The organism is Arthrobacter sp. FW306-2-2C-D06B (assembly GCF_021789175.1).
In the GTDB taxonomy this organism is placed as follows: Bacteria; Actinomycetota; Actinomycetes; order Actinomycetales; family Micrococcaceae; genus Arthrobacter.
In genome coordinates this window covers 2954501-2971481 of record NZ_CP084560.1, presented here as the reverse complement: position 1 = coordinate 2971481, position 16981 = coordinate 2954501, and the positions used below count along the sequence as shown (strand labels likewise).

Sequence of the window (16981 nt, the reverse complement as noted above, 5' to 3'; positions counted from 1 at the left end):
GATGGTTGTCGACGAGTTGGATGCCAAGATTGTGCGATTTTTCACCGACTCCCCGCGGGCGTCTGTTCTCGAGGCATCCAGGGTCTTGAAGGTCGCCCGCGCCACGGTTCAGTCGCGGCTGGACCGGATGGCCGAGCGCGGGGTGGTGGCTCCCTGGGTTCCGCAGCCCGATCCTGCCGGCTTCGGCTATCCTGTGGTCGCCTTCTGCTCCCTGACCATCAACCAGGACCTGGGTCACGACGCCGTCGTCGAAGCCCTGGCCGCCATTCCCGAGCTCATTGAGGTCCACACCGTTTCCGGCAGTTCGGATCTCATGGTGCGGGTGGTGGGCAAATCGAACTCTGACCTGCAGCGCGTGCTGGATAAGCTCATCGGCACCAAGACCGTGCTTCGTTCATCCTCGGTGATCGTGCTGAATACGCATTTCCAGGGCCGCACTTTGCCCCTCCTGGAAGCTGCGGCCAAGGAGCATGCGGGCTGAAACATTTGGACACTGCGCGCCGGCAGTCGTACCATTAGTTCTAGTCATTTTGACTATAACTAGTTTCTCGTCCCTACAGCAAAGAAGCGGGGTGAATACCGTGTACGCCACCTCCGCCAATGTCGCAGAGCGCAGGCTCGCGCCGCCGTCGTTGGCCATATCGACGGTGATCTTCGCCCTCCGGCCGAGTGAAAGCTCCGGCCGACCAACGCTGTGGCTACCGCTGGTGCGCCGCATCCGCGAACCGTTCAAAGACATGTGGGCGCTGCCCGGCGGCCCGCTGCAGCACGACGAATCCCTCCAGGATGCCGCGTCCCGGAACCTGCGCGAGACCACCGGGCTGGCTCCCCAATACCTCGAACAGCTCTACGCGTTCGGCGGCCTGCACCGATCGCCCGCGCAAAGGGTCGTCTCCATCGTCTACTGGGCCCTGGTGCAGCCCACGGAAGCCGCCCTGGCCGACGAATCCGAGAACGTCCGTTGGTTCCGGGCAGACCGGCTCGCGGAATTGGCCTTCGACCACAACGCGATTGTGGACTACGCCTTGTGGCGGCTGCGCAACAAGATGGCCTACGGCTCCATCGCTTATCACTTGCTGGGAGAATTCTTCACCCTGGCGCAGGTCCGGGAAGTCTACGAGGCTGTCCTGGACCGTCAGCTGGATCCGGCGAACTTCCGCCGGCAAATCAAGGGAACGCCGGAAATCGAGGAAACCGGTGACTACCTCCAGGGCGGAAAACACCGCCCGCCCCGCCTCTACCGCTTCACCGGCACGCCCGGACTAGGGCCAGACAACAGGAGTACACCATGAGCAGCGTCAACACAGCTATCCAGCTGATCACGCGGGAAGAAGCCGAAAGCGGTCGTTCCGCGGCCGGCTCGACCTGCAGTCCCGCTCTGGCCAAGGGCCCGTGGGAGTACGACCTCGCTGAAGCCCTCGCCGGCATCCCGGCTTACGGTCCCGGCGCGTCCAGCTCCGACGACGCTCCTGAGGCGACGCCCCGCCAAGGCCAGTTGCCTGAGGAGTACAAGGTGGCCAGCGACGCCGAGCTCGACGCCCGGATCCGCGCCGCCAAGGAGACGCTGGGGGACCGGGCCGTCATCCTGGGCCACTTCTACCAGCGCGACGAAGTTGTGCAGTACGCGGATTTCGTGGGCGACTCCTTCCAGCTCGCCAACGCTGCCCTGACCAAGCCCGACGCCGAGGCCATCGTCTTCTGCGGCGTGCACTTCATGGCAGAGACTGCCGACATCCTGTCCAGCGAGGACCAGGCCGTGATCCTGCCGAACCTCGCCGCTGGCTGCTCCATGGCGGACATGGCGGACGAGGACTCGGTGGAGGAGTGCTGGGAGCAACTCGAAGAGCTCTTCGGGACCGCCCCCGATTCCGAAGGCCGTGCCCCGGTCATCCCGGTGACCTACATGAATTCCTCGGCGGCACTGAAGGCCTTCTGCGGCCGCAACGGCGGCATCGTCTGCACGTCCTCCAATGCCAAGACAGTCCTCGAATGGGCATTCGACCGTGGCCAGCGGGTCCTCTTCTTCCCTGACCAGCACCTGGGCCGCAACACCGCCAAGGCCCTCGGTGTGCCGCTGGAGCAGATGCCCATGTGGAACCCGCGCAAGGAACTCGGCGGAAACGACGAACAGACTCTGCTGGATTCCCGCGTCATCCTCTGGCACGGCTTCTGCTCCGTCCACAAACGCTTCAACGTGGGCCAGATCGAGAAGGCGCGCGCCGAATTCCCTGGCGTGAACGTCATCGTGCACCCTGAGTGCCCCATGGAAGTTGTTGACGCGGCGGACGGCGCGGGTTCCACCGACTTCATCAAGAAGGCCATCGCCGCCGCCACCGAGCCCACCACCTTCGCGATCGGCACCGAGATCAACATGGTCAACCGCCTGGCCGCCGAGAACCCGCAGCACACCATCTTCTGCCTCGACCCGGTGATCTGCCCGTGCTCCACGATGTACCGCATCCACCCCGGCTACCTCGCCTGGGTACTCGAGGAACTGGTGGAAGGCCGCGTGGTCAACCGCATCACGGTAGACGACTCCGTCAAGGACAACGCCAAGATCGCTCTCGAACGCATGCTCGCAGCACGGCCGCTCTAGGCCACACCCCGTACCAACCAGTCGAATCGAGCCTCACATGACTGCAGAACGCATTCCCGGCGCTCCGGCGCGGCGGCGGCTCGCCGTCGTCGGAAGCGGCATCGCCGGCCTCTACTCCGCGTTGCTGGCCGCCGAGGCCGGTGCGGACGTCGTCCTGCTCAGCAAGGGGGCGCTCGCGGACAGCAACACCTTCTTTGCCCAGGGCGGGATTTCGGCCGTGCTGGACGAGCCCGCCCCCGGTGATACAGTCGCCGCGCACATCACGGACACCCTCAAGGCCGGCGCGGGCCACTGCAACGAGGAAGCCGTGCGGGTGCTGTGCACCGAAGCGCGCCTCGACATCAAGGGGCTGGAGCGTTTCGGTGTCCGATTCGACGCGGACGACGACGGCGATCCCGCCTTGGGGCTCGAAGCCGCCCACTCCGCGCCGAGGATCCTGCACACCGGCGGAGACGCCACCGGTGCCGGGGTCGCGAACGCACTCATCCTTTCGGTCCTTGACGCGCAGGAGGCCGGGAAGATCCAGGTGCTGGGGCATGCCCAGGCGACGTCCCTGATCCAGTCCGAGGGGCGTGTGACAGGCGTTGAATTCCTGCGCAACGGCCGCCTTGCGAGTGTGTTCGGCGATGCGGTGCTGCTGGCCACCGGTGGGGCGGGGCAGTTGTTTGCCCAGACCACCAATCCCTCGGTGGCAACTGCTGACGGACTCGCGCTCGCGTGGCGGGCGGGTGCCGAGCTCGCAGACCTGGAGTTCTTCCAGTTCCACCCCACGAGCATGGTCCTCTCCGCTACCGGAAAACCAGCTCCCTTCGGCGCCGATCCGCTCCTCATTTCCGAGGCCGTCCGTGGCGAGGGCGCCATCCTGGTGGATGCCAACGGCGAGCGATTCATGCCTGGATACCACCCGGACGCCGAACTGGCGCCGCGCGACGTCGTCTCCCGCAGCATCGCCCTCCACCTTGCTTCACTTGGTGATCCCAACGGTCACGTCTTCCTTGACGCGCGGGTCGTGGAAGCGAACAAGGGGGACGGCTTCCTTGAGAAGCGCTTCCCCACGCTCAGCGCACGGACCCGCGAGGCCGGCCTCGACTGGACCCTCGAGCCCGTTCCGGTTGCCCCTGCCGCCCACTACTGGATGGGAGGCGTCGTCACCGATCTGTTCGGCCGAACTTCCGTTCCCGGGTTGCTCGCGGCCGGTGAAGTAGCGTGTACCGGGGTGCAGGGCGCGAACCGCTTGGCTAGCAACTCCTTGCTCGAAGGGCTGGTGTTCGGGCGGCGGGCTGTTCAGGGGTTCCTTCGCGAGGAGTCGCCCAACGGTGGGGTGACCGACTCGCTAGTTCCCTCGGCGCCTGCGCTCCGGTCTCTCGCCGGCGAACGCCTCGCAAGCTCGGCGGCCGGCGTGGACCTCCACGCAACAACGGCGCTTTCGGGAACCACCGAGCCGGCCGGGGCGCTCGCTTGGCAGCCTGAGCTGGTTCCCGAGCCCTTCTCGCGCACCGCCCTTAGGCGGCTTATGACTGCCAAGGCGGGGGTTCTGCGGACTGGTGGGTTGCTCCGGGAGGCTGCCGAGGCACTCGACGCTTGGGCCGACGTCGTACGCCCTGAAGCGATTCCTGATTCTGCGGATCCGCGCGTGCACGAGGATGCCAATTTGCTCCTCGCTGCGCAGTTGTTGGTGCGGGCTGCGGGGGCGCGGCAGGGGTCGCTCGGGGCGCATTATCGGAGTGACGCCGTCGAAACCCAGCGCGAAGAAATTGTTCAGCGATACACGATCCGCCGGAAAGCGAGCCTCGTCCATGACTAGCCTGACCCTCCCTGCTGCACCCGTCCGGGACATTCTGGAGCGGGCTTTCGCGGAGGACGCGCCAAGTGGCGATATCACCTCGCAGTTGCTCATTCCCGCCGAGGCCCGCGCCACCGCCGTGCTCAATGCCCGGGTTGCGGGGGTCTTCAGCGGCGGTACGGTGTTCCGTGACGCCATGCTGCTCGTCGACCCGGACACCGAAGTGGAGCTGCTGCTCGCGGACGGTGAAGCGTTCGACGCCGGAACCCACCTCGCGCGGGTCAGCGGCCGCGCCCGCTCGGTACTGCTCGCCGAACGCGTCGGGCTCAACCTCGCCCAGCGCATGAGCGCCATTGCCACGAAGACCGCCGAGTTCGTGAAGCTGGTCGACGGCACCAAAGCCCGTATTACAGACACGAGGAAGACAACCCCCGGGCTGCGGGTGCTCGAACGCTACGCCGTGCGTTGCGGCGGAGGAGCCAACCACCGTTACAGCCTGTCCGATGCCGTTCTGGCCAAGGACAACCACTTGGCCGTCATGACCGGTGGTGACTCCGCCAAGCTCACCGCATTGCTCAAGGCCGCCAAAGCCCAGCTGGGCCACACCACTCATTTCGAAGTGGAAGTGGACCGTGCCGAGCAGATCGAACCCGTGCTGGCGGCCGGGGTGGACACGATCATGCTGGACAACTTTTCCCTTGAGGAGCTCCGTGCCGGCGTGAAGCAGGTGGCTGGACGCGCCGTCGTCGAGGCGAGCGGCAACGTCAATGTCAACACTGTGGCGGACATCGCCGCCGCGGGAGTCGATGTCATTTCCATCGGCGGACTCACGCACAGCGTCAACGCGCTGGACCTGGGCCTGGACGTGACGCTCGACGTGACGCCGGACCGATCCCTGGCTCTCGGCTGACGCCATGATCTTCCTCGACGCCGCGGCGACCACACCCGTCCGCAGGGAAGTCCTCGAAGCGATGTGGCCGTATCTGACGGGGGAGTTCGGCAATCCCTCAAGCCATCACAGCCTCGGTGAAGCTGCTGCGAACGCGTTGTCGGGTGCCCGGGCAGCGGTGGCGAAAGCCTTGGGTTGCCGGCCCGGCGAGATCACCTTCACTTCCGGCGGCACCGAGGCGGACAACCTGGCAGTGAAAGGAATCGCCCTCGCGAGGCGTGCGGCGGACCCCGCCCTGAACCGCGTTGTCATCAGCGCCATCGAGCACCCCGCCGTCGAAGAATCCGCGCTCTACCTGCAACGCGTCCATGGGTTCGAGGTGGACGTGGTCCCCGTGGACCGGCACGGCGTGGTGACGGCCGAGGCGCTCCGGGCTGTGCTGGGTCCGGGGACAGCCCTCGTCAGCATCATGTATGCGAATAACGAGATCGGGACCGTGCAGCCCGTGCGGCAACTCGCGGAGGTGGCTGCGGAAAAGGGCGTGCCGTTTCACACGGACGCCGTCCAGGCCGCGGGCTGGATGCCCCTTGCCGTCAGGGAACTCGGAGTGGACGCCCTGAGCATCTCGGGCCACAAGCTTGGCGCGCCGAAGGGCAGCGGGGTGCTCTATGCCAAGGGCAGGCTGCGCCTCGAACCGCTCGTCCATGGCGGCGGCCAGGAGCGGGGCAGGCGCTCCGGGACTGAAAACGTGGCGGGTGCCGTTGCGCTGGCCACGGCACTGACTCTTGCCCATGCAGGGCAGTCGGAATTGGCCGGGCGTGTCTCGGAATTGAGGGATGCCTTCATCCGCGCTGTCCTTGAGGCCGTGCCCGGTGCTGTGCTGACCGGCCACCCCTCGCAGCGCTTGCCTTCGGTCGCGTCCTTCTGCTTCCCCGGCACGAGCGGCGAGTCGGTCTTGCTTGAGCTTGAGCGGCTTGGCGTGGTGTGCTCGAGTGGATCGGCCTGCGCTGCTGGATCCGACGCTCCCTCGCCGGTCCTGCTGGCCTTGGGAATCGAGCCCGAGGTGGCCCACACTGCTGTCCGTTTCAGCTTCGACTCCACGGTGACGTCAGCGGAACTGGAGCAAGCCGCGGAAGCCGTGGCTGCCGCCGTCGGGGGCGTGCAGGGGCTCGGTCGCCGCTGACCGTCCCCACCCCAACTAGCTCGCATTTGTTGTCGTTTAGACGGCTCTAAACGACAACAAATGCGAGCTAGTTGGGAATCAAACGTGGCGGGCCCGGCGGAAAATCCAGTGCCGCAGCATCGTGAACCGCACGGCCGTCGCGACGAATCCGGACAGCGTGGTGGTCCAGAGATCCTCTTCGAGGGTGGCTTCGGGCCGGAACGCATGCAGCACGCCCAGGCTCCCGCCCGTGATGACCAGCGCCACGGCGATCACGATCAGCCCGTTCAGGTGGTCCCGGGCTCTCTTCCGGTTGCCGCTGATCTTGAAGGTCAGCCGCCGGTTCAGGGCCGTGTTCATGAGCGAGGTGATGATCAGCGCTGCGGCGTTGGCAGGCTGGGGTCCCATCCACGGCCGGAACAGAGCGTACAGCGCCAGCGAGGTGACGGTACAGATGATCCCGACGCCGGTGAAACGGATGAGCTGCCTGACCACCGGATAGCGCAGCACGCCTTTGCGGCGCTTGCGTGTATTTGGCCTGGAAAGGGACGTCTGCCGCGTCTCAAGTGCCGGCACGGCAGGAGGCTCCATGGCTCAAGCCTTTCATATCTAGCTGGGAAATTTCTCCCAAGATGCTGCGATGACGGGGTTGCTGAGCTCTCCAATGCCCTCAACCCGGCAGGTCACAAGGTCTCCGGGCTCGATCCTGGCGCACTCGGCCGGGAAGCCTGTGAGGACCAGGTCTCCAGGGTGCAAGGTCATGAACGACGTGAGGTAGACAAGGATCTCGTCCACTTTCCATCCGAGGTCGGCGGTGCTGGCCGTCCGCAATTCCTTGCCGTTGTGCACGATACCGATCGAAAGGTCGCCCTCAGTGAGGTCGGTGACGATCCATGGTCCCGCAGGGGTGAACGTGTCCTGGCTTTTCGCGCTGAGCCACAGTTCGTCGGTTTTTTGCAGGTCCCGGGCCGAGACGTCGTTGCCGATCGTGAAACCGAGGATGGCGGCGCGCGCGTTGTCGAGTGTGAGCCCGCGGACTTTGTGTCCGACGACGACGGTCAGTTCCGCTTCGGGGTCTACGTGGCCGACATCGGAGGCGAGTTCGATGGCGTCGCCCGGTCCGATGACACTTGTGGCGGCTTTGTGGAACGCCTGCGCGGGCAGGTCGCGGCCCGGCTGGCCCGTGTTGTGCGCCATGCCGAGAACGTTGGCTGGAACGGACGGTGCCAGGAACGTGAACGCGTTCTCGGAAACCTCAGAGCCTCTCGCCCAACCCGGACGCCCGGCACTGCTGCTGTTTGCCGACGAGCCGGGGAACGGGCTGTCCACTACCGTCCAGCTCCGGCCTTCTGCGGAGGCGAAGTCGACGGCGTCGTTCGCGACGAAGAAGTGTTCGTCCGGTGAGGCGGGGGAGAGCGGGCGGACCCGGGCGATCCGGTGAGCACGTGTGGAAGTCATGAAGACATCCTATGTCCTTCGGCCTCATGAGACGGGCAGGATTAGACGGGCAGGTAGAGTTCCCCCACGGGGATGTCCGCGGCCAGGCGATTCGCCGGACCGGCCAAGGGGCAGGCCCAGGCCTCGTTGTATGCGCAGGACGGGTTGTAGGCGAAATTGAAGTCGAGCACGAACTCTTGTTGCCCGGATCCGCGAAGGCCGTGGAAGGCTCCCTTGATGGTGTCCAGCAAGTAGCGGCCGGCGCCGTAGCTTCCTCCGGGTTTGCCGGCCGTGGCGTCACGGAAGGGCACGAAGATGCCGCCGCCGTAGCTGCGCAGGCGCCACACGGCCAGCGAGCCAAGCTCGTCGAGGTCGAACGTGCCGAGGCGGACGAACGGCACCACGCCGTCGGTTCCGGTCTGGACGTTCATCTCCTGGCCAGCGCCTTCCGGCGAAAGGGCGGCATAGCGGCGGAACCGGGAATCGTAGTCCGCGGTGCGCAGGCCCGAGAAAGCCTGCTTGCTGGCGGGAGTCAGTGCCGAGGCCGGGTGGGTTCCGAACATGCGGTCCCGTTCCTGGCGCCAGTACACATGGGCCTGGAAAGGATCGTCCATCGCGATCTTGCGGACGTCGTCGTACAGGGCAAAGGTGCGCAAGCGCCAGTCCGCGATGTCCACGGCGGAGATGTCCGCCACATTGTTTTCGTCCTCATCAAGCTGATCGGGAGCCATGCGTCCAGCCTAGCCCTACGATGCAGGCCGAAGCGGCGCCGCAAGTGCATCGGCTGGGTTTGCACGTGCGAAACGCCGATCGAGACAGGCAGGCGGCGGCTCGGCGCCGCTAGGCTGTTGCGCATGAGAGCAAAGCGGATCCCGTTGAAGTTTTCAGTCGCCGCCCTCGGTGCCCTCATCGTGGTCGCCGCGGCAGGCTGTAGTTCCGAGGGGAAGGGCGGACCCGTATGGACGGCCGGGTCCAATAGTGCGGCACCAGGGAGTGCGACGCCGTCGGGCTCGGGTACGGCACCGCCGTCGGGCAGTTCCACGGGGAGCCCTTCTCCCGGAAGCACCGCGACGGCGGGGGCGACCGCCTCGGCGTGGAAGACATACTCGGATGCGGCGAAGAAGGTCAGCTTCGATCTTCCGAGTGACTGGATTGCGCAATCGGTCACGCCCGACGCCGGTTCCATGCCGGGCGCCCTGAAGATCGAGGTCAAAGACGCCAAGGGCGGGTATCTTGCGACCCTGCACACGGGACTGCCCTCGGCGAGTCCGGCAGACTGCAATCCGGCCGCCAAACGCCCCTACACGGTCGTCAGCAGCGTGCCCATAGACCTGCCCCATGCGGACGGCGATTCCATGATTCCCCCGCACGTGGTGTTCCGGGTCATCCAAGGCTACAAATTCTTCGGTTCATACGGAATCACCAACTTGGTGGCCGGATCCGATGGCCAGGCCTGCCAGCTGCGGAACCTTGTGGTGGGACCCACGGGAAAGGGCAACTACTATTTCGGCGACATGCAAGCCGTGCATGCCTTCGCCACGGACGAAGTGGTTGCTCCCGCGAAGTCCTTTGACACCTTGGACCAGGCCGCGAAGTACGTTGACCAGAGTTCGGAATTCGCCAACGTCCAGCGGATGCTATTGTCTCTGAAGGTCAATCTGTAGAACCAAGGTTGACGCACACGCTCGTCGGCGCCAACCCCGCATATTCATTGGGTTGTCCAGCCGCAACACTCCGGAGATCCATGGAACGCAACGTTGCTGCCCAGCTCGTTTTCAAGACCGTCGCCAACACCAAAGTGGCCATGGCAATAGCCGTGGCCAGCAATCCCGGCTATGAGTCGTTGACCGAAGAGCTGTCAGTCACGGTGGAAGGCGAAGCTGTTCCGCTCACCGAGCTGACGGATCATCACGGCGGGCGTTTCCAGTACATGGAGTTCGCCGAACCCAGCGAGGTAACTGTTGATTACCGCGCCTCGGTGGAGGGCTTTGGTGTCCCCGATGAGTCCTCCCGGATGGAGCTCATCCGCTATGTGCGGCCCAGCCGCTACGCCGAGTCCGACCGTCTCCTTCCGACGTCGTACGCCGAGTTCGGCGGCCTGCACGGCGAGGAGCTGTTGCACGCAGTCCGGAACTGGGTCCACAACGAGCTCCGGTACGTCAGTGGCTCCTCGCGGGGCACGGACGGCGCAGTGGAAACGCTCCTGCACCGCAAGGGTGTTTGCCGGGACTTCGCCCACCTCGCCATTGCCCTCCTGCGCTCCAAGGACATCCCCGCCCGTCTCGCCGCGGTGTATGCGCCCGGGTTGAGCCCTATGGACTTCCATGCCGTGGCCGAGGCCCACATCGACGGAACCTGGTACGTGATCGACCCCACCGGGCTGGCTCCGCGCGAATCCATGCTGCGCATCACGGCCGGACGCGATTCCTCCGACACCGCGTTCCTGTCCACGGTGGGCGGCAGCCTGTCGTTGAAGAGCTTGAAGGTCACCGCGGTGGTGGCCGACGAGCTGCCGGATGAGGATCCGGCGAAGCTCGTCGTCCTCCGTTAGCTTTCGCGCGGCTGCTTGTGTGCGACGAACGCTTGCAGTTTCTCCGTCAGGCGCAGAAGCTCACGCTGCTCCTCGGCCGTCAGGGCAGGAGCCACAAGTTCGGCGATGTCGCGGATGTGCTCGCGCCCGATCTCTTTCTGTAGTTCCTGCCCTGCCGCGGTAAGCCCCAGCAGGATCCCGCGGCCGTCGTCGGGGGCGATGCTGCGCTCGACGAGCCCGCGCTTCTCCAGCCTGTCAACCAGCCGGCTCAGGCTGGATTGGCTGAGCAGGACGTGATCATTGATCTCGTTCAGCCTCAGCTTGCCCGTGGGGCAGCGGGAAAGAGTGAACAGGACGTCGTACTCCTTGATGGGCAGCTTCTTGAACGCCTGCCCGGACTGGAGGCGGCGCATCACCGCCACCTGGGAGCGGAACAAGGACTCCCAGGTTTCGGCGGCGAGGCGCACGGCGGACGAGGTGGGTGCCGCGGTGGTCACGGGGTCCGCCCGGCACCGTCACTGACGGAATTTGCAACCGCATCGCTGGCCGAGGCGATCACGGACGCCGCCACCCGGGATGCATGGGTGGGTGCGTCAGGTACATGGGCCGGCTTGCGGTCCTCGAATTCCTTGCGCAGGACCGGCAAGACTTCTTCGCCGAAGAGGTCCAGTTGCTCCAGGACGGTCTTGAGGGGCAGGCCGGCATGGTCCACCAGGAACAGTTGACGCTGGTAGTCGCCGAAGTACTCGCGGAAAGTCAGGGTCTTTTCGATGACTTCCTGCGGACTGCCGACGGTCAGCGGCGTCTGGGACGTGAAGTCCTCGAGCGAGGGTCCGTGGCCGTACACCGGTGCGTTGTCGAAGTACGGGCGGAATTCCTTCACGGCGTCCTGGGAGTTCTTGCGCATGAAGAACTGCCCGCCGAGGCCCACGATGGCCTGGTCAGCGTTGCCGTGGCCGTAGTGCTCATAGCGCTCGCGGTACAGGCCGATCAGCTGCTGGTAGTGCTCCTTGGGCCAGAAGATGTTGTTGGCGAAGAAGCCGTCGCCGTAGTACGCGGCGAGTTCCGCGATCTGCGGGCTGCGGATGGAGCCGTGCCAGACGAAGGGCGCGACGCCGTCAAGCGGACGGGGCGTGGAGGTGAAGTTCTGCAGCGGCGTGCGGTACTTGCCGCTCCAATTGACGGTGTCCTCATCCCAGAGCCGGCGGAGCAGGGAATAGTTCTCCACCGCGAGTTCGATGCCGTCCTGGATGTTCTTGCCGAACCAAGGGTAGACGGGGGCGGTGTTGCCGCGGCCCATGATGAGGTCTACGCGGCCATCCGCCAGGTGCTGGAGCATCGCGAAGTCTTCGGCGATCTTGACGGGATCGTTCGTGGTGATCAGCGTGGTGGACGTTGACAGCGTGATGCGTTCGGTCTGCGCTGCGATGTACGCGAGTGTAGTGGTGGGTGACGATGAGAAGAAGGGGCGGTTGTGGTGCTCGCCGATCGCGTAGACGTCCATGCCGATCTCTTCGACCTTCTTGGCGATGGCCACGGCGGCCTTGATGCGTTCGTTCTCCGTGGGGGTCTGGCCCGTGGTGGGGTCAGTGGTGATGTCGCTGACGCTGAATACGCCGATCTCCATGATGTGCCTTTCTGCCTGCCCGATTGGTGTGCGGGCCCTGCCAATAGCTTATCCCAAAATAGATGCATTTGCATGTATCACTGGCTGCAACAGGGTACGGCATCATTTTGTTCCCGGTGGATCGCCCTACTCGGCGGGGCTGGAGGCAGACCGGCGGCCGGTGACTTTCGGAATCATTCCGGTGGTCCAGTCCGCGTAATCGCCTTCACCGTGCCCGGCGACACCGTCCTTCGCGACGTCGGGGCGTTGCGTGAGCGCCTTGAGCAGCGCCTTCTTCTCGCGCCGGCCTTCGACCAGTTTGTAGAGGACGGGCACAAGGACGAGCGTCAAAGCCGTGGACGAAACAAGGCCGCCGATGACCACAACCGCGAGCGGCCGGGAAATGAACCCGCCGCCTCCCGTGAGGCCCAAAGCCATGGGCGTCAGGGCGAATACAGTAGCAAGCGCCGTCATGAGGATCGGGCGCAGCCGCTGCCTGGCGCCATGGGTGATGGCGTCCGCCACGCTCATTCCGGGGCTGCCATCATGAGGTTTACGGTACTGGTTGATGAGGTCGATCAGGACGATCGCATTGGTCACGACGATTCCCACCAACATCAGCATCCCGATCAGGGAAGGCAGTCCGAGAGGAACACCCGTGACCAGGAGCAAGGCGATGGCGCCAGTCGCCGCGAAAGGCACGGAGACCAACAGGATGAGTGGCTGGATGAGGGACTTGAACGCGGCCACCATGATGACATAGACGATGGCGACGGCGGCCAGGAGCGCGAGGCCGAGCTGGCGGAAGGAGTCCGCCTGCTGAGTCGTGGCGCCGCCGATGGCGGCGGTAACGCCCGCCGGCAGGTGCACCGAGGCCAGCCGGTCGCTGACTGCCGTGCTGACGGCGCCAAGGTTGGAGCCCGACGGCGTCACGGTCACCTTCGCGCTCCGCTGGCCGTTGCTGCTGGTGATGGAGACCGGAGTGTCCACTTGGTCTACGGACGCGATACTCGACAGCGGAACCGGCCCTGCCGGCGTCGGGAGATTGATGGCCCTGACATCGGCGATGCTGCTGAAGTGCGTGCCTTCGCCGATCTGTACCGGGAAGTCCGTGGTGTCGATACGGACGGTGCCTGCAGGGACGGGGCTGACGGTGGACGCCAGGACGCCGGCAACTTGTTCTTCGTTCAGCCCGGCGGCGACGGCCTTGGCGCGATCAACCTTCACCTGCACCACCGACTGGCTGGCATCCAGGTTTGTGGCTACCTCGGCACTCCCGGGCACGCCGTCCATGGCCTTGGCCACCGCGTCGCTTGCCGTCTTGAGATCCGCCGAGTTGGCGGCGTTGATGGTGATGTCGACGCTGGAGGACGTGCCCAGGCCGCCTTGCTGCGCACCAACAGTGACCTTCCCGGGAGCCGAGGCGCTCGCGAGGCGGGACCGGACTGTGTCCTGCAGTTTCTGCTGGTCGGCCTTATCGTCCGTTACCACCGTGAACGTCGAGTTGGAAGCACCACTTGAGGTGAGGGCTGCGAATCCCGTTTGGGCGTTGCCCGAGGTGACCTGGACGTCCTTGATTCCGTCGATCCCGCGGAGGACCGATTCCACCTGCGCGGCGGCGGCCCCGGTCTGCTCCAGGCTGGTGCCGGCAGGAAGGACCTGGCGCACGGTCATGCTGTTCTGGCCGGAGTTGCCGAGCAGGTCCGTGGCGAGCAGAGGGGACATGGCAGCTGTTCCACCCAATACCAGGACCGCTGCGACGATCGTCATGACCGGGTGCTTCTGCGTCTTGGACAGGATGGGCAGATAGCCGCGCTGCAGCAGGCTCCGCTGCTCTGCCTCATGCGCCGCGGCAACGGCGCGCTCGGCGGCAAGGGCGTCCCCGGCCGCGGCCGGCGACTTGAGGAACCAGTACGCCAGCACCGGAACGATGGTGAGGGACACGAGCAACGAGGACAACAGGGCGATGGTCACCGTCAGGGCGAAGGGCCGGAACAATTCGCCCGCCAGGTTGCCCACAAAGGCGATCGGCAGGAAGACGGCAACCGTGGTGAGGGTCGACGCCGTGATGGCACCGGCGACTTCCCGGATCGAATTGAGGATGGCCCCGAGCTTGTACTCGCCGTAGCTGAGGTGCCGTTTGATGTTCTCGATCACCACGATCGAGTCGTCCACAACGCGGCCGATTGCGATGGTCAGTGCGCCAAGCGTGAGGATGTTGAGCGAGTAGTGGGTTGCCGATATGCCGATGAACGTGATCAGGAGCGACAGCGGAATGGATACCGCCGTCACGAGCGTGGAGCGTACGGACATCAGGAACACGAGGATGATTGCCACCGCGAAGCCAAGTCCAAGAAGGCCTTCCGTGGTGAGGTCCTTGATGGATTTTTCGATGTACGGGGCCTGGTCGAACACCGGCGTGAAGTGCGCATTCGAGCCGAGTTCGGCTTCCATCCGGGGAATGGAATCCTTGACGGCGTGCGAAATGGCGACTGTATCGCCGTCGGGCTTCTTCGTGATGGACAGGGCCAGCGTGGGTTTCCCGTTAGTCCGGGTAATCGAGGTTGCGGCGTCGTCCTTGATGCTCACGTCGGCAACCGAGCCGATCGTGGTTCCGGCCTTCGCTCCGGCGAGCGGCAAGCCCTTGATGACGTCGATGGAGTCCACCGGGCTGCCGATCTGCAAGGAAAGCGTCTTGCCTTGGTCCTCGATGGTTCCGGCCGGGACCAGCGTGCCGTTGTTCTTGAGGGCATTCGTCAGGGACTGAACCGTGGCGCCGCTGGCGGCCATGGCCTGGGCTTTGGGTTGGATCAGGATGTGCTGGGTGGCCCCGCCCGTCACGTCGGCGCTCCGGACCCCGTCCAGTTTCTGGAGCCGGGGGACGCTCAAGCGCTGCAGGTCCGTGTTCAGCTCGCTGAGGGACTTGTCCGAAGAGACCGCCAGGTACACGATCGGGAAGTCGCTGATGCTTCCGGCAAAAGACCGGGGCTCGACGTCGGCCGGCAGGACGCGCTTGGCGTTGGAGATGGCGCGATCGATCTGGTTGCGTGCGCGGTCCAGGTTCGAACCGTAGGTAAACACCATGGAGATCTGCGAAACACCGTTCCGCGACGTCGACGTGGTCGATTCCAGGCCCTCGACGCTGTTCAGTGCCGCTTCGAGCGGACGGCTCAGTTGCTTGTCGACTACTTCCGGCGACGCGCCCGGCATCGCCGTGATCACCGAGATCTGCGGGAACTCGATCGAGGGGATGAGCTCCTGCTTGAGGGAAGACATGGTGATCACGCCGAACACCGCCGCGAAGACGGTGATCAGCGCAATCAATGCCCTGTTCGCCAGTGAAAGCTTTGCCAGACGGAACATTGCACTGTCTCCTGGGATTTACGGTCTGTTTCTTGTCTCGAACCGGCCGCAGCCCGGACGGTTGCTAGTGCTGAACGGCGTCGGCGGGCTCAAGCTGGAGCGAACGGGCAGTGCTCGATTCCAGCTCGGCGGCAAGGTCCGGATTGTCGTTCAATTTGACGCCGTAGCCCGGCATCATTTCCTTGAGCTTGGACTGCCAGCCCTTGAAGTTCTTCGGGAAGGACCGCTGGAGCATCTCGATCATGATCGGGACTGCGGTGGAGGCTCCGGGTGAGGCGCCGAGCAGAGCCCCGATGGAGCCGTCGCGGGCCGTGATGACTTCGGTGCCGAACTGCAGCACGCCGCCCTTTTTGGAGTCCTTCTTGATAATCTGCACCCGCTGGCCCGCGGTGATGAGCTCCCAGTTGCTGCCGTCGGCCTGGGGGTAGTACTCGCGGAGAGACTCCACCTTGGCGTCGTGGCGCTTGGCGACTTCCTTGATGAGGTACGCAGTCAGGTCCATGTTGTCCTTGGCAACGGCCAGCATCGGGATGATGTTGCCCGGACGGATGGACAGCGGCAGGTCAAGGTAGCTGCTCGTCTTGAGGAAGTTGGTGGAGAAGCCGGCGTACGGGCCGAAAAGGAGTGAGCGCTTGCCGCCAACGTAGCGGGTATCCAGGTGCGGCACGGACATGGGCGGAGCACCCACGGAGGCCTGGCCGTATACCTTGGCGCTGTGCTGGCCGGCAATGGCCTCGTCGGTGCAGCGGAAGAACTGCCCGGAAACCGGGAAACCACCGTAGCCCTTGCTTTCCGGGATGCCTGATGCCTGGAGCAAGTGGAGCGCGCCGCCGCCGGCGCCGACAAAGACGAACTTGGCGTGGATCTGGCCGTGTTCCCCGGAAGCGGGGTGCTTGAGCGAAAGGTCCCAGCCGCCGTCGGAGGCTTTGCTCACATTGGTGACGTCGTGGCCATAGTTGACTTCAACGCCGTTGGCTGCGAGGTAGCCGGTCAGTTCGCGGGTCAAGGCGCCGAAGTCGACGTCGGTGCCTTCTGCCGCGCGGGTGGCGGCCACGCGCTGCTTGGCGTCGCGGCCCTTGACGATGAGCGGAGCCCACTTGGCGATCTGTGCCTGGTCTTCCGTGTATTCCATGCTGCGGAAGAGCGTGTTGGGCTTGAGTGCCTCGTAGCGGGTCCTGAGGAAGTCTGCGTGCTTGTCGCCGATGACGAAGCTCATGTGCGGAACGGTGTTGATGAAGCCCTTGGGTGAGCCGATCAACTTGTTGTCCACAAGGTGGGACCAGAACTGCCGCGAGAGTTGGAATTGCTCGTTGATGTGGAGGGCCTTGGACGGGTCAACGGAGCCGTCCTTCCCTGCAGGTGAGTAATTAAGCTCACACAGCGCTGCGTGCCCGGTTCCCGCGTTGTTCCACGGTCCGGAGCTTTCCAGGCCGGCTTCGTCGAGTCGCTCAAAGAGGGAGATGGTCCAGCTGGGTTCGAGTTGCTTGATGAACGCACCCAGGGTTGCGCTCATGATCCCGCCCCCAATAAGGACGACGTCAGCGTGGTGTGTCTTGGAAATGAAGGTCACGATCAATCTCCGATAGCGGCGGCACTGGCTGTCACAGAATATCCC

At 64.9% G+C, this 16981-nt stretch carries 15 protein-coding genes; 8 read left to right on the top strand and 7 right to left on the bottom strand.

Features of this window, described 5'->3' with window-relative positions:
- Position 1 precedes the first annotated feature (1 nt).
- The 6 genes from LFT47_RS13845 to LFT47_RS13820 all read left to right on the top strand — a co-directional run bounded on the left by LFT47_RS13845 (position 2) and on the right by LFT47_RS13820 (position 6451).
- Positions 2-481 carry an Lrp/AsnC family transcriptional regulator gene (locus LFT47_RS13845; protein ID WP_236811649.1) on the top strand — a complete coding sequence of 160 codons (480 nt, stop codon included), beginning with the start codon at positions 2-4 and terminating at the stop codon, positions 479-481.
- A gap of 100 nt (positions 482-581) precedes the next feature.
- Positions 582-1292 carry an NUDIX hydrolase gene (locus LFT47_RS13840; protein WP_236818577.1) on the top strand — a complete coding sequence of 237 codons (711 nt, stop codon included), beginning with the start codon at positions 582-584 and terminating at the stop codon, positions 1290-1292.
- Positions 1289-2596, top strand: a complete 1308-nt coding sequence (nadA, locus tag LFT47_RS13835) for a quinolinate synthase NadA (RefSeq protein ID WP_236811647.1) — start codon at positions 1289-1291, stop codon at positions 2594-2596. The genes LFT47_RS13840 and nadA overlap by 4 nt, the downstream gene beginning before the upstream one ends.
- Positions 2597-2633: 37 nt before the next feature.
- A complete protein-coding gene (nadB, locus tag LFT47_RS13830; protein ID WP_236811644.1) occupies positions 2634-4400 on the top strand; it encodes an L-aspartate oxidase in 1767 nt (588 codons plus the stop codon).
- Positions 4393-5289: a carboxylating nicotinate-nucleotide diphosphorylase gene (gene nadC, locus LFT47_RS13825; protein WP_236811642.1), complete on the top strand. Its 897-nt coding sequence runs from the start codon at positions 4393-4395 to the stop codon at positions 5287-5289. The genes nadB and nadC overlap by 8 nt, the downstream gene beginning before the upstream one ends.
- A 4-nt stretch (positions 5290-5293) precedes the next feature.
- Positions 5294-6451 (top strand): cysteine desulfurase family protein, encoded by a 1158-nt coding sequence (locus LFT47_RS13820; RefSeq protein ID WP_236811640.1) that lies wholly within the window; start codon positions 5294-5296, stop codon positions 6449-6451.
- Positions 6452-6529: 78 nt separating this feature from the next.
- On the opposite strand, the gene LFT47_RS13815 is transcribed toward LFT47_RS13820, so the two are convergent.
- Genes LFT47_RS13815 through LFT47_RS13805 form a run of 3 tightly spaced genes read right to left on the bottom strand, consistent with a single transcriptional unit; the run spans position 6530 to position 8598 of the window.
- Positions 6530-7021, bottom strand: a complete 492-nt coding sequence (locus LFT47_RS13815) for a GtrA family protein (RefSeq protein WP_236811639.1) — start codon at positions 7019-7021, stop codon at positions 6530-6532.
- 18 nt (positions 7022-7039) lie between these two features.
- Positions 7040-7888, bottom strand: coding sequence for a fumarylacetoacetate hydrolase family protein (locus tag LFT47_RS13810; protein ID WP_236811638.1), 849 nt, complete (start codon positions 7886-7888; stop codon positions 7040-7042).
- A 41-nt stretch (positions 7889-7929) separates the two neighbouring features.
- The gene (locus tag LFT47_RS13805) at positions 7930-8598 is read right to left on the bottom strand and encodes a DUF1684 domain-containing protein (RefSeq protein WP_236811637.1); all 669 of its coding nucleotides are present in this window, start codon (positions 8596-8598) and stop codon (positions 7930-7932) included.
- Positions 8599-8721: 123 nt separating this feature from the next.
- Between LFT47_RS13805 and LFT47_RS13800 the strand changes: the two genes are divergently transcribed.
- Complete coding sequence (locus LFT47_RS13800) at positions 8722-9531, top strand: hypothetical protein (protein WP_236811636.1); 810 nt, start codon at positions 8722-8724, stop codon at positions 9529-9531.
- Between the two features lie 80 nt (positions 9532-9611).
- On the top strand, positions 9612-10418 hold the full coding sequence (locus LFT47_RS13795; RefSeq protein ID WP_236811635.1) for a transglutaminase-like domain-containing protein: 807 nt from the start codon (positions 9612-9614) through the stop codon (positions 10416-10418).
- Here the strand turns inward: LFT47_RS13795 and LFT47_RS13790 are convergent.
- The 4 genes from LFT47_RS13790 to LFT47_RS13775 form a co-directional block, all read right to left on the bottom strand.
- A complete protein-coding gene (locus LFT47_RS13790; RefSeq protein WP_236811633.1) occupies positions 10415-10894 on the bottom strand; it encodes a MarR family winged helix-turn-helix transcriptional regulator in 480 nt (159 codons plus the stop codon). The two genes, LFT47_RS13795 and LFT47_RS13790, sit on opposite strands and share 4 nt — an antisense overlap.
- Positions 10891-12024 (bottom strand): LLM class flavin-dependent oxidoreductase, encoded by a 1134-nt coding sequence (locus LFT47_RS13785; protein WP_236811631.1) that lies wholly within the window; start codon positions 12022-12024, stop codon positions 10891-10893. Before LFT47_RS13785 ends, LFT47_RS13790 begins: the two co-directional genes overlap by 4 nt.
- Positions 12025-12150: 126 nt before the next feature.
- Positions 12151-15366, bottom strand: a complete 3216-nt coding sequence (locus tag LFT47_RS13780; protein WP_236811629.1) for an efflux RND transporter permease subunit — start codon at positions 15364-15366, stop codon at positions 12151-12153.
- A 64-nt stretch (positions 15367-15430) separates the two neighbouring features.
- The gene (locus LFT47_RS13775) at positions 15431-16936 is read right to left on the bottom strand and encodes a malate:quinone oxidoreductase (RefSeq protein ID WP_236811627.1); all 1506 of its coding nucleotides are present in this window, start codon (positions 16934-16936) and stop codon (positions 15431-15433) included.
- Positions 16937-16981: the final 45 nt, after the last annotated feature.

Excerpts from the sequence above, each read along its gene's own strand:
- LFT47_RS13845 (WP_236811649.1), top strand. The coding sequence starts at position 2 with ATGGTTGTCGACGAGTTGGATGCCAAGATTGTGCGATTTTTCACCGAC.
- nadA (WP_236811647.1), top strand. The coding sequence starts at position 1,289 with ATGAGCAGCGTCAACACAGCTATCCAGCTGATCACGCGGGAAGAAGCC.
- nadB (WP_236811644.1), top strand. The coding sequence starts at position 2,634 with ATGACTGCAGAACGCATTCCCGGCGCTCCGGCGCGGCGGCGGCTCGCC.
- nadC (WP_236811642.1), top strand. The coding sequence starts at position 4,393 with ATGACTAGCCTGACCCTCCCTGCTGCACCCGTCCGGGACATTCTGGAG.
- LFT47_RS13820 (WP_236811640.1), top strand. The coding sequence starts at position 5,294 with ATGATCTTCCTCGACGCCGCGGCGACCACACCCGTCCGCAGGGAAGTC.
- LFT47_RS13815 (WP_236811639.1), bottom strand. The coding sequence starts at position 7,021 with ATGGAGCCTCCTGCCGTGCCGGCACTTGAGACGCGGCAGACGTCCCTT.
- LFT47_RS13810 (WP_236811638.1), bottom strand. The coding sequence starts at position 7,888 with ATGACTTCCACACGTGCTCACCGGATCGCCCGGGTCCGCCCGCTCTCC.
- LFT47_RS13805 (WP_236811637.1), bottom strand. The coding sequence starts at position 8,598 with ATGGCTCCCGATCAGCTTGATGAGGACGAAAACAATGTGGCGGACATC.
- LFT47_RS13800 (WP_236811636.1), top strand. The coding sequence starts at position 8,722 with ATGAGAGCAAAGCGGATCCCGTTGAAGTTTTCAGTCGCCGCCCTCGGT.
- LFT47_RS13795 (WP_236811635.1), top strand. The coding sequence starts at position 9,612 with ATGGAACGCAACGTTGCTGCCCAGCTCGTTTTCAAGACCGTCGCCAAC.
- LFT47_RS13785 (WP_236811631.1), bottom strand. The coding sequence starts at position 12,024 with ATGGAGATCGGCGTATTCAGCGTCAGCGACATCACCACTGACCCCACC.
- LFT47_RS13780 (WP_236811629.1), bottom strand. The coding sequence starts at position 15,366 with ATGTTCCGTCTGGCAAAGCTTTCACTGGCGAACAGGGCATTGATTGCG.